Below are 12,767 nucleotides of genomic sequence, written 5' to 3' on the forward strand. Positions count from 1 at the left end.
ATAAGGAAATCAAGATGTCTGCCAACGTCGACCTCAACCACAGACCCGAACCGGATCCCACTCCTGGTCGAGATTGCCGATTACGTCTGTCAGCAGCCCATCAGCAGCCAGCTCGCGCTGGATACCGCCCGCTACTGCCTGCTCGATACCCTGGGCTGTGGCCTGCTGGCACTGCGCTTCCCCGAATGCACCAAGCATCTTGGCCCCATAGTCGCAGGCACCCATGTGCCCCACGGCGCCCGGGTACCCGGCACCCAACTCTGCCTGGATCCGGTCAAGGCGGCTTTTGATATCGGCACCCTGATCCGCTGGCTCGACTACAACGACACCTGGCTGGCCGCAGAGTGGGGACACCCCTCAGACAATCTGGGCGGGATCCTCGCCACCGCAGACTGGCTCTCCCGCACCCGCATCGCCGAGGGCAAGGCGCCGCTCACCATGCACGAGGTGCTGGTCGCCATGGTCAAGGCCCACGAGATCCAGGGAGTACTGGCGCTCGAGAACTCCTTCAACCGGGTCGGCCTGGACCATGTGGTGCTGGTCAAGGTGGCGAGCACCGCCGTGGTGACACACATGTTGGGGGGCAGCCGGGATCAGGTGATCGATGCCCTCTCTCAAGCCTGGGTCGATGGCCAGAGCCTGCGCACCTACCGCCATGCCCCCAATGCCGGCTCGCGCAAGAGCTGGGCGGCCGGGGATGCGACCTCTCGCGCCGTGCGCCTGGCACTCATCACCATGAAGGGGGAAATGGGCTATCCCGGGGTGCTGAGCGCGCCCAACTGGGGCTTCTATGATGTGCTGTTCAAAGGCAACCGCTTCGCCGTGAACCAACCTTTCGCCAGCTATGTGATGGAAAATGTGCTGTTCAAGATAAGCTACCCGGCCGAGTTTCACGCCCAGACGGCCGTGGAGTGCGCGCTCAAGCTGCACGACGAGGTAAAAAATCGCCTCGATGAGATAGACAGGATAGAACTCAGCACCCATGAGTCGGCCATACGCATCATCAGCAAGGTGGGGGATCTGAACAACCCGGCAGACCGGGATCACTGCCTGCAATACATGGTGGCGGTACCACTTATTTTTGGACGGCTGGTGGCCGAAGATTATGAAGATGACGTAGCGGCCGATCCCCGTATCGATGCCCTGCGCGCCAGGATGCAAGTGCGGGAAGACCAGACTTACAGCCGTGAATATCTGGAGGCGGACAAGCGATCCATCGCCAACGCCATCCAGATCTTCTACAAAGATGGCAGCCACAGCGCCAAGGTCGAAGTCGCCTATCCGGTCGGCCACCAGCGCCGTCGGGAGGAGGGGATCCCCCTGTTGCTCGCCAAATACAGGGCCAACCTGGGGACTCGTTTCCCGGCCAAACGAGTCGAAGCCCTCTATCGACTCGGCCAGGACAAGCAGGCGCTGTCTTTCATGCCGGTCAACGAGTTTATGGATCTGCTGGTGATCTAAACCATCCCCCTCCCATGATGAACTGCCCGCCTCACGGTGGGCATTCTTTTGCCTGTGTAAATCAACGGCAACATCTTGAGGATTGCCCGGACAGGCTTCATCTCGGCCAGACAAGCTTGGGAGAGATGCTTTTGGGATAGAATGATGGCTCCTTCAGCTCAATGAATGGGATTTTTTGAAAGCAGAGTTGCACCACTGTATGTTCATACATATACTTTCCCTATCATCGATGAGGAGAAGATCATGGCCGTTGAGATCAAATACGTTGTCATACGTGGGGGAGTAGAGAAGATGACCTTTGCCAGCAAGAAGGAGGCCGATGCCTATGACAAGCTGTTGGACACCGCCGACGAGCTGATGTCGCTGCTGGCGGGCGCACCGATTGAACTCGATGCCAGCCAGCAAGAGTGTCTGGCTTTTTACCTGGCCGAGCAACGGGATCTGCTGCAAAACATCTTGCGTGGTGGCAAGGCCCAGCCAGTGGTGACCAAAGAAGAGAAGACCAAGGAAAAGCCGCTCAAGAGCGTCGCCTGACAGGGGCAGGGGGGCATTCATCTTGTTCCCCGCTACCGCTCGAATTAGCAAGCAGTTACACGACCATTTTGTTTAGGTCCCTGTTGTTTACGCAGTCATATCACACCCAGCCATTGCAAACCGATGCACACTCCCCAAGTCCGCTTTCAAGCCATAACGCCACGGCGGACAGCGATCGCTCGGCTAGCGTGGTGAGCCCCGCCATCGCCCAACCAGGCCACTCGCCATTCAGGGCCATCATGCCATTTGCTGGGCAGCAGGCTGTTCCAACATAGGGGTAAATGCAATTATTTGCATATTAAGTCATCATTAAATCTATTTACCCCGAGAAATCTCTAACCAAAGCGCATTCATAATCACTTTGCTGCATATCGACAGCAGGCCTCTTTTTGAGAGACCTCTACCCAGCAGGGGTTGCATTCCCGCTTCATTCAGGCAAACACCATGCAGATACAGATCCCACTCCCACCCGCCATGCCGCTGTTCGACGGACTCGCCTATCTGGAGTCAGGCAATGCCCAGGTCAATCTCCATCTGGCTCAGCTAAGTCTCAATCAAGTACCCGATGCGGGACTCGTCTACGAGCTTGCCGTCGACTGGTTGCTCGAGCAGCGTCACAGTGAAAACAACTACAAGACCTATCGCAGCGAGCTCACCACCTTCCTGTATTGGTGCTTTAGCGAGCTGGCCATCAGCCCGAAAGATCTGACCCGCCGCATCATGATGCGCTATCTCGACTACTGTCAGGCGCCGCCCCAGCATCTTATCGCCTATCGCAACGTGGCCCAGTTCGTCAGCGACAAGGAGTGGGGAGAACGGTTGCCCAATCCTCACTGGCGCCCCTTTCTCGGCAAACGTGAGCTGGGCCGCGAGCTGCCCTATCGCCTGAGCGAGCAGGCCATGAAGACCAAGCTCGCCATCCTGTCGGCCTTCTTTCAGTTCCTCATCCAGGAGGAGTACATGGAGAGAAATCCGGCCCTGCTGTTGCAACGGGTCAAGCGTCCTGTCGCCTGCGATCCTCACGAGCAGGGGCAGGCGTTTAGCGAGCTGCAATGGTCCTATGTGATGCAGGCCGCCGACACATTGGCCCGGGAGCAGCCGGAGCAACACGAGCGGACCCGGTTTTTGACCTGCCTGATGTATGCCTGCTACCTGCGGATCTCTGAAGTTGCGGCCCGACCCGGCTTTACCCCGGTCATGAGTCAGTTTCGCCGGGATGCCAAGACAGGGGTCTGGGGCTATTTCATTCCCCGCAGCAAGGGTGGCAAGCGACGCACCGTGGCCGTCTCCCAGGCTTTGCTAGAGGCACTCACCCGCTATCGACTTTTTCTGGGCCTGAGCCCACTGCCCACACCCGATGAACAGACGCCGCTCTTTGTGCGTCACAAGGCCGCCGCCCATGGCCGCGAGCAAGGCGAGCTCAATGCCAACCTTGGCATTCGCCAGCTACGCGATCTGATCGACACCCTGATAGGCAAGGCGGCCAGCTTGGCCGAGGTCGATGGCTTTCCCCAAGATAGCGCCGAAATGCGCGTGTTGACGGCGCACTCCATCCGCCACACCGGCATCACCCACGACATCAATCTCAATGGCCGCCCTTTATCCCATGTGCAGGCTGATGCCGGCCATGACAGCATAGATACCACCTCCAAGTATCTGCACACGGCCAACAGTGAACGCCATGAGAGCGCAGCCGCCAAACAGCTCGATCGCCTGCAAGGTGATCAATGAGGGGAAGCAATAGGCAGTGAGAGATAACAGATTGATCCTATTGATTGAGCAAGAGGCCTTGTTTGATACAAGCCATGGATCGGGGGAGGGAAAGCATCTATCGCGCGATCAATCGATAGACGAGGGTATTCGCGTTGGAGGAGAAGGACAGGCGCCCATCGTCCTGCGCTCTTTTCTCAATATGGGGTCGGTGGGCAGGCCGAAACCCTCTTTTGAATGCCTATGTCCTCTCTGTGCCCATCCCTTGCTCTGCAAAACAGGCTTTTAAGGCTTTCCTAGCACTGGGGGAGGCGAACGCCACAGCGCCGCACAGGTCTTAGCCCCCCGGGTAGTAATACGGGGGGAATTCAATCCTCCTTTGCTAGATCCTGGGCTCGGCCCATTGAAAACCCAGCCCGAAGGGCTGTTATCAGGTTAGGGCAGGGGATTAATACTTGAAAAGCCACTTCATCAGACTCATCTTGTACTCTCTTTCTATCTTTCAAGGAGTTATCTCTGTGAGTGCAACCTTTAACCCCTATGAATCAGCTCTTCTTGCTGTTCTCTTTGAGCTTCCTGTTGACGAGCTTGATGATCTCATTAAGCGAGTTGAGAGTGGCTTTTTGGGGAATGCCATTTATGTGAATGTAGGGCCTGAATTCAAATCATCGGTTGTAGACGCTTTGCGGCTATCTGCGGAAGAATCCCGCCGCTTGCGGGCACTCTGATTTTCTATCGGTGATGCCGATAACCCCATTTATCGGCGTCTTTTCTCTAATGAGGAATTTATGAATATTGTTGAGCTTAAGAAGCATGTTAGTGATTTCCGTGGAGCGCTGGATCGTTTGGACTGGTTCTCTATGCCTAGTAATTTTAGGAAATTCCCCTTAGGTACGTGTGGTGCCATCAGCGATATTCTAGCTGAGCATCTCTATAAGCAGGGTATTCAGGAAATCGAGTACGTTTCCGGTGTTTCCTGTCAACATAGACAAAACTCCCATGCTTGGTTAGAAATTGCTGGATACATAATTGACATTACTGCAGACCAATTCCCTGACTGTAATGAACCTGTCATCGTGACTGATGACCATACATGGCATCATCGTTTCAAAGAGTCGGTGAGAAGACCAGCAGGTTTTTTGAATGGTTTTAAGTCAACAAGTCGTCCTACCTTGAACGCTGTCCGTGACCTAAACATTGTCTACAAAGCTGCTCTCGCTTGCCTCTAATTTTTGTTCTTCCAATGTCTAGATGGGCGGACGAACTTGATTAACTGTTGGTGGCATTGGGATCACACTGGGCCAGCAGTTCTTCTAATGTGTAGCGCGGCTTGCCACGCAGTTTGGCGCGAGCACGCTCCACATCATCAAACGCCGCAGTCAGCAGCGCCGGATCACCATCTTCAAGGGCTGCCTGCAGATAGGCAACCATATCGGCCTCAGTGGCCAAGCAGTCAACCGCATCAAAGCGGCTCCATTGTTCAGTTCTCTTCATTCCGTCCTCCTGCACCCGTCATTGCGCATAATGTATATTATGTTAAATTGAATATATAATCCGAGCTGACTCCATCCTCTTGGCGTGTTCATGCGGGCTTGCCATAAGCCCTCCATTGCCTGCTTGGTCGAAGCCTTCTCTGGTCGCATGTCGGCGGTCCCGTGGGTTCGGGTGTTCTCATCGGAGCCGCAGGCCTTGATATGTACGCTAACGAACAGACACCTGTTCCTCCCTTCGCCATAGTGCCTAAACAAAACACGTAAACAGATGCCTGAGCGCATTGCCTCGATGACGTGGCTTGGCTGCTCAGGCATGGCGCCAGGCGATCGCTGCTATCGGCTTGCGAGCATGCCGGGCCGCGTCTTGTCTCCCTCATCAATCGAACTGCCTGCTCGCAACCTGGTCGCGCCATATCGTCATTAAGGCTGCCAGGACTCACCCTCATCATGCACTTCGATGGCGCCCTCGGCGCCGCCGTTTACGAAGAGACTTAGCTCATGTCAGACCAAATACGAAATGGATTTATTTCCCGGGATCACGGAGCAATGCCCCGTGGCGCAAACGTGGGAGATCCCCATGAACGGTTGGCGCACTAGGCTATTTGGTTCCAAGTCGGTCAGTACCCTCTGGCAGAACAAAGATCCCATTCGTGAGGAGCTGTTTGGCATAGAGCGGCTGGAGTCCCATGCCATCACCCTGGCAGAGGCCCAACCAGTCACCTCGCATCCTCTTGCGGTGCACTCCTTGCACTTGAGGTTGAAGGAGAATGAGGCTGTCTTGTCATCCGCCTACCTGGCCAGCGCGGCTGAACTCGAACTGGGAAATGAGCTGACCCATGCCGCTGAGTGGTTTATCGACAACTACCACCTGGTCGAAGCCCAGCTCTACGAGATCCGCAGCAGCCTGCCCCCCAGTTACTACCGTCAGCTTCCCAAGCTCGCCGAAGGCCCATTTGCCGGCTATCCCAGGGTCTTTGGCATTGCCTGGGCCTTCGTGGCCCACAATGACAGCCATTTCGATCCCGAGATCCTGAGTCGTTTCATTCTGGCCTATCAGCGCGTGCAACCTTTGACCATCGGGGAGCTGTGGGCGGTGTCCATCACCCTCAGGATCGTGCTGGTTGAAAACTTGCGCCGCCTGGTAGAGCAGATAACTCTTGGCCGCCAGATCAGAGCCGAGGCAGATGCTCTCTGTACCCGGCTGCTTGCCGCCGGTTGCGCGAGCAGCGCGCTGAACGAAGAGATAGCCTCACGGGCCAGCGACCCCTTGTCTGAGCTGTTCGCCGCCCAATTGGTCAAACAGCTGCGCGATCAGGATCCGAAGATCACACCAGCCCTCGGCTGGCTCGAAGCTAGGCTCACGCAGCAAGGGCTCTCCGTCGAGGAGGTCGTGCTGCATGCACAGCAGCGACAAGGTGCCTCAAACGTCACTATCCGCAATATCATTACCAGCATGCGCTTCATCTCGGACATCGATTGGACCGAGCTGTTCGAGAAGATGAGCCTGGTGGATCAGCAGCTGCGGACCAGCAGTCACTTTGCCGAGATGGATTTCCCCACCCGCGACCTCTATCGCCGCGCCATCGAGCAGCTTGCCCGCCACTCTCCCCACGATGAGCAGGATGTCACGGCCAGGGTGCTGGCCGCCAGCCAGCATGCCGCCGAGACGGCGCAGGACGATCTAGCCCGCAGAGCGCAAGAACCCGGGTATCATCTGATTGCGCAAGGCAGGTTGGCACTGGAAGCCAGTCTCGGCTTTCGCCCCCCTCTGCGCCTGCGCCTGCATCGCTATCACTCCCGGCTCGGCATTGCCGGCTATGTCGGGGTCATTACCCTGCTGACACTGTGCCTGCTGGTGGGCGGTCATGGACTACTCATGCAAACTGGCGAGCCTTGGTCCATCTGGCATGCGCTCTTTATCTTGTTCGCGTTCTTGCCCGCCAATGCCGCGGCCATCGCACTGGTCAACTATCTCATCAGCTGCCATCTCTCTCCCCTGCCCTTGCCCGCCATGGATCTCAGCCAGGGCGTCCCGGCCTCGCTGCGCACCCTGGTGGTCATCCCTACGCTCCTTACTTCCCAGTCCGAGCTGCTGGCGCAAGTGGAACAGCTGGAAATCCACCACTTATCGGGGATCAGTGGCGAGCTCAGCTTTGCCCTGCTCTCCGATGGCGTGGACGCCCCTCATGAAATCATGCCCAATGATGCCGCCCTGCTGGACGAGGCCAAGCTCGCCATTGCTCGCTTGAACCGCAAATATGGCCCGGGGCCATCGGGGGATCGCTTCTTTCTGCTTCACCGTCATCGCCACTTCAACCCCAGCGAAGGCTGCTGGATGGGGTGGGAGCGCAAGCGTGGCAAGCTGTACGAGCTCAATCGTCTGCTGCGCGGAGCCGTCGATACCACCTTTATGATGCAGGAGGACAACCCCCCTGCTCTTCCCCGGGACGTGCGCTATGTCATCACCCTGGATGCGGATACCCGCTTGCCGCGGGATACCGCCAGTCGCCTGATTGGCAAGATGGCCCACCCCCTCAATCATGCTCATTTCGATGCAAGCCAGCAGCGCGTCACCCATGGCTATGGCATTCTCCAGCCCCGGGTCACTCCTTCGCTTCCCCTGGGTCAGGATGGCTCCTACTATCAGCGGCTCTACTCAGGCCCCGGCGGCATGGATCCCTATGCGGCAACGGTGTCGGACATCTATCAGGATCTGTTTGGCGAAGGCTCTTTCACCGGCAAGGGCATCTATGACGTCGATGCCTTCACTGCGGCACTGGCAGGACGGGTGCCGGAGAACAGCCATCTGAGTCATGACTTGTTCGAGGGGATCTTTGCACGGGCGGGGCTGGCCTCGGACATTGAGGTCGTCGAAGAGTTTCCCTCGCGCTACGACGTCAGCGCCAAACGCCAGCATCGCTGGACGCGAGGCGACTGGCAGTTGCTTGCCTGGGTCTACCATCAGCAACGCGGACAACATAGGTTGCCATTGATTGGCCGCTGGAAGATGTTTGATAACCTCTGTCGATCCCTGCTGGCCCCAAGCGCCTTGCTGGCCCTGCTGGTCTCCTGGCAACTACCGCTGGCCGTCGCCACGACGGCAGATCTGCTGCTGATTGGCGCCCTGGCCCTCCCCATCTTCTTGCCGCTGCTCTTTGCGTTTATTCCCCGCCAGCGCAACTTCTTATGGCGTCACTACCTGGACAAAATGGGCAATAACCTGCAACGGGCCTTCATGCAGACGCTGTTCAGCCTCACCTTTCTCGCCGATCAGACGTGGCGCATGGCCGATGCCATAGTGCGTACCCTGTTTCGCCTTTCTCTATCTCACCGCCACCTGCTGGAGTGGACCACCACGGCGCAGACAACGGGGGCGCCGCGCCTGACCCGCTGGGGCTTTTACCGACTGATGACGGCGGGTGTGCTACTGGGACTCTGGATGAGCACGGTAACCTTGCTCAGCGCGCCCGGCGCCTGGCCGCTGGTCGTGCCCTTCGGCCTGCTCTGGTTGCTGGCTCCCCTGCTGGCCTGCTGGAGCAGCCAGCCGCGCTATTTCACGAAACAGATGGCGTGCAACGCACAGGAGGCGATGCAGCTGCGGCTGATTGCGCGCCGCACCTGGCGCTATTTTGAAACCTTCGTGACCGATCTCGATAACCAGCTGCCACCGGACAACTTCCAGGAGACCCCCAACGAGGTCATCGCACATCGCACCTCCCCCACCAACATGGGGCTCTATCTGCTCGCAGCCCTGGCGGCCAATGACTTCGGCTGGGCCGGGCGCGGCGCCACCATCAAGCGGCTGGAAGCCACCCTGGCCGTGATGCAACGGCTCCCTCGCTTCAAGGGGCATTTATTCAACTGGTACGATACCCGCACCCTGCTCACCCTGGAGCCAGCCTATGTCTCTTCGGTTGACAGTGGCAATCTGGCCGGTCACTTGCTGGTCGTTGCGACTACCTGTGAACATTGGCAGCAGCAGACTGATAACGGCGAAATGGTCAGTGGGATAACGGATACCGCTCTCCTGGCGGATCAGGCGCTGCGCGCCTATCCCCGGCAAAATGAGGATGCCATCAAGGGCCTCGCCCTCTACCTTAAGGAAGTGCGTCGCCAGTTGGCCGCTCAGCTCTCGCCGCAGCACCTGTTGCCGGATCTCCAACACCTGACGCAGCAAGCGGCCAATGCGGCCCACCAGCTTGATCCCAAGGAGAGTCCAACCGAGCGGGGCGAGCTTCTCTTCTGGTTCGCGGCGCTTGCCCGCGTGGTGGCAGAGCATCTTAAGGATCAGACCGAGCTCAATGCCCAGGCCTGCGGGCAGCAGGCCCGGCTGCAAGCCCTGGCGGAACATGCCCGCGCCCTTGCCATGGGCATGGACTTCGCATTCCTGTTTAATCCCGATCGCAAGCTGCTGGCCATAGGCTATTCCCTCTCCGACAACCGGCTCGACAACAGCTGTTATGATCTGCTCGCCTCGGAGGCGAGACTGGCCAGCCTGTTTGCCATCGCCAAGGGCGATGTGATCACCAATCACTGGTTTAGACTCGGGCGCTCGGCGACCCCGCTGGGTCAGGCCGCCGCGCTCATCTCCTGGTCTGGCTCCATGTTTGAATACCTGATGCCCTCCTTGGTGATGCGGGCCCCCATCGGCTCGCAACTGGAACGCACCAACCGCCTGATCGTCGAGTTGCAGATCCACTATGCCCACTCCCTTGGCATTCCATGGGGCATCTCGGAATCGGCTTACAACGCACGGGATATGGAGTTCACCTATCAATACTCCAATTTCGGCATACCGCAGTTGGCCCTTAAACGTGGTCTGGCCGAGAGCCGCGTCGTCGCACCCTATGCCACCGGGCTCGCCGCCATGGTCAACCCTGTCGCCGCCCTGAAAAACTTCCAGCGCCTGGCGGGTCTCGGGGGCGCCGGACGCTACGGTTTCTACGAGGCCCTGGACTTCACTCCCTCGCGACTGCCCGACAACCAGAGCGTCGCCATAGTGCAGAACTTCATGGCGCACCACCAGGGAATGACCATAGTGGCCATCGCCAATGCCCTCCATGCCGGGCAGATGCGTACCCGCTTCCATGACGACCCCATCATCCAATCCTGCGAGTTGTTATTGCAAGAGCGCATCCCCCAGGAGATGGCCATTGTCCGGCCGAGGGCCGCCGAGATGAAGGCATCGCTCGCCCCGAACAGTCAGGATGTCAGCTCGGTGCGCCGTCTCCCGTCATCGCGCCTGGGGGCGCCGGTGACTCACCTGCTCTCCAATGGTCGCTACAGCGTCATGCTCACCAGTGCTGGGGCCGGCTACAGCCGTTGGTGCAATCTTGCCATCACCCGCTGGCAAGAGGATGCGACCCGGGATCATTGGGGCTCCTTCCTCTTCCTGCAGGATGTGAACAGTGGCGATACCTGGTCACCTTGCGCCCAGCCCCTTGGCAACTCGGATAGCAACGGGGAGGTTGTTTTCGCCGAAGATCGCGCGCAATTTGTCCATCATCACGACAAGCTGACCACCACAATGGAGGTGCTGGTGTCTGGTGAGGCCGATGGCGAGGTGCGTCGCATCTCGCTGAACAACCGGGGCCGCAGCGTGCGCAGCATAGAGATAACCTCCTATGCCGAGGTCGTGCTGACCACACCGGAGGCAGACAGGGCTCACCCCGCCTTTAGCAAGCTGTTTGTCGTCACCGAATTTGTGGCCGAACTCGGCGCCCTGCTTGCCACGCGGCGTCCAAGAACCGCCGAGGAGAGCGAAGTCTGGGCCGGCCATTTCATCCTTGCCGAGGAGCCTCTCACCGAGCCCCTGCAATACGAGTCCGATCGGGCGCAGTTTATTGGCCGGGGTCACACCCTCGCCTCGGCCCGCGCCATGGGCCGTGACGCTCCCCTGTCAAATACCGTGGGCACAGTGCTCGACCCCGTGTTTTCACTGCGCCAGCGCGTGCACATCCTGCCTGGCAGCAGCACTCACCTTGCTTTCTGGACCCTGGTCGCCCCGTCACGGCAGGCGCTGCTCGATCTCATCGATCAGCACCACAATCGCCACTCGTTCCAGCGCACCAAGACGCTGGCCTGGACACAGGCCCAGGTGCAGTTGCATCACCTCAATATTCAGGCAGCCGATGCCGCCAATTTCCAGCGCCTGGCGGCCCCTTTGCTCTATGCCGACGCCAGGTTCCGCTCCCCATCGAGCACCATAGTCCGGGGCCTGACACGGCAATCAGCCCTCTGGCAGCAGTCCATTTCCGGGGATCTGCCCATCATGCTGCTGCGCATTGACGACATTGAGGATCTGGCGCAGGTTCGTGAACTGCTGCTGGCCCATGAATATCTGCGCATGAAGCGTCTGGCCGTCGACCTGGTGATCGTCAATGAGCATGCCTCCACCTATGTGCAGGATCTGCAAAATGGCATCGACACGGCCGTGCGCAGCAGCCAGTCCCGGCCACGTTTTCATACCGAGCTGGCGCAGGGATCCGTCTATGCCGTGCGCATCGACTTGATGAGCGATGAGGTTTGCGCCCTCTTGTATGCGGCGGCGCGGGTCGTTTTGATAGCCCGCCGGGGTTCGTTGCAGGAACAGCTGGCCCGTCAGCCCGCCCTCCCCCCATTTGCCCAGCCAGGGGGCGGAAGCAGGTTGCGGCATGTCCCCGCCCTCAAGCACCCGCATCACCCGGAGCTGGAGTGCTTCAATGGTCTGGGTGGATTTGCCAAGGCAGGGCGCGAATATGTCACCCTGCTGTCGGCAGACCAGCACACCCCGGCTCCCTGGCTCAACGTGATTGCCAATCCCCAGTTTGGCTTTCAAGCCTCCGCCGAAGGGAGTGGTTATACCTGGGCCGACAACAGCAAGGAGAACCAGCTTACCCCTTGGTCAAATGATCCTGTGACGGATCCGGCCAGTGAAGCCATCTACCTGCGCGATGAAGAGACCCTGGAACTGTGGAGCCCTACCGCGCAGCCCATTCGGGATGGTGGACCCTATATTGCCCGTCATGGCTATGGTTACAGCCGCTTCGAGCACCAGGCACACGGCATCCACAGCGAATTGTTGCAGTTTGTCCCGGTCTCGGACCCCATCAAGATCTCGCGTTTGACGTTGCACAACCTGACGAATGAGCCCCGCCGCCTGTCGGTGACCTGTTACGTGGAGTGGGTGCTGGGCGCCAGTCGCTCCGTCAGTGCCCCCTTTATCACCAGCCAACTGGATGACAGCACGGGCGCCATGCTGGCACAAAACCCGTGGAATACCGCCTTCCCGGGCCGCGTGGCCTTCCTCGATCTCGGTGGCAAGCAGACAAGCTGGACCGCCGATCGCGCCGAGTTCCTCGGATTCCGTGGCCACTCGGCGGCGCCTGCGGCGCTGACCAGCCGCCATGCCCTGTCCGGTAAAACGGGAGCGGGACTGGATCCCTGTGCGGCACTGCAGATGCACATCGACCTCTTGCCTGGCGAGCGTCTTGAATGTGTGATCCTGCTGGGGCAAGCCACCTCGAACGAGCAGGCCAGCACCCTTGTCACCCGTTATCGTCACGGGCTCGATGAGGTGCTGGCGCAAGT

At 59.0% G+C, this 12,767-nt stretch carries 6 protein-coding genes and 1 pseudogene; 6 read left to right on the top strand and 1 reads right to left on the bottom strand.

Annotated elements, in window-relative coordinates; genetic code table 11:
• Positions 1 to 14: 14 nt before the first annotated feature.
• The 5 genes and pseudogenes from G113_RS14150 (at position 15) to G113_RS14165 (ending at position 4,934) form a co-directional block, all read left to right on the top strand.
• Positions 15 to 1,461 (top strand): annotated as a pseudogene (locus G113_RS14150) (bifunctional 2-methylcitrate dehydratase/aconitate hydratase).
• Between the two features lie 243 nt (positions 1,462 to 1,704).
• Positions 1,705 to 1,995 carry a YebG family protein gene (locus tag G113_RS14155; RefSeq protein WP_005905088.1) on the top strand — a complete coding sequence of 97 codons (291 nt, stop codon included), beginning with the start codon at positions 1,705 to 1,707 and terminating at the stop codon, positions 1,993 to 1,995.
• Between the two features lie 474 nt (positions 1,996 to 2,469).
• Entirely contained in the window at positions 2,470 to 3,726 is a 1,257-nt protein-coding gene (locus G113_RS14160) for a tyrosine-type recombinase/integrase (protein WP_040319250.1), read from the top strand.
• Positions 3,727 to 4,223: 497 nt separating this feature from the next.
• On the top strand, positions 4,224 to 4,433 hold the full coding sequence (locus tag G113_RS21105) for a hypothetical protein (protein WP_005905093.1): 210 nt from the start codon (positions 4,224 to 4,226) through the stop codon (positions 4,431 to 4,433).
• A gap of 60 nt (positions 4,434 to 4,493) precedes the next feature.
• On the top strand, positions 4,494 to 4,934 hold the full coding sequence (locus tag G113_RS14165; protein WP_005905095.1) for a protein kinase family protein: 441 nt from the start codon (positions 4,494 to 4,496) through the stop codon (positions 4,932 to 4,934).
• 40 nt (positions 4,935 to 4,974) lie between these two features.
• Here G113_RS14165 and G113_RS14170 read toward each other — a convergent pair whose 3' ends face one another.
• Positions 4,975 to 5,199, bottom strand: coding sequence for a helix-turn-helix domain-containing transcriptional regulator (locus tag G113_RS14170; RefSeq protein ID WP_005905097.1), 225 nt, complete (start codon positions 5,197 to 5,199; stop codon positions 4,975 to 4,977).
• A gap of 552 nt (positions 5,200 to 5,751) precedes the next feature.
• Here G113_RS14170 and G113_RS14180 point away from each other — a divergent pair.
• Positions 5,752 to 12,767: glucoamylase family protein (locus tag G113_RS14180; protein ID WP_236611780.1), on the top strand; the 7,016-nt coding region annotated here is incomplete at its 3' end.

Origin of the sequence: Aeromonas molluscorum 848 (assembly GCF_000388115.1) — a bacterium.
GTDB classification, from domain to species: domain Bacteria; phylum Pseudomonadota; class Gammaproteobacteria; order Enterobacterales; family Aeromonadaceae; genus Aeromonas; species Aeromonas molluscorum.

What these genes read in the sequence shown, in the direction of transcription:
- G113_RS14165 (WP_005905095.1), top strand. Translation starts at nt 4,494, where the DNA reads ATGAATATTGTTGAGCTTAAGAAGCATGTTAGTGATTTCCGTGGAGCG.
- G113_RS14160 (WP_040319250.1), top strand. Translation starts at nt 2,470, where the DNA reads ATGCCGCTGTTCGACGGACTCGCCTATCTGGAGTCAGGCAATGCCCAG.
- G113_RS14155 (WP_005905088.1), top strand. Translation starts at nt 1,705, where the DNA reads ATGGCCGTTGAGATCAAATACGTTGTCATACGTGGGGGAGTAGAGAAG.
- G113_RS14170 (WP_005905097.1), bottom strand. Translation starts at nt 5,199, where the DNA reads ATGAAGAGAACTGAACAATGGAGCCGCTTTGATGCGGTTGACTGCTTG.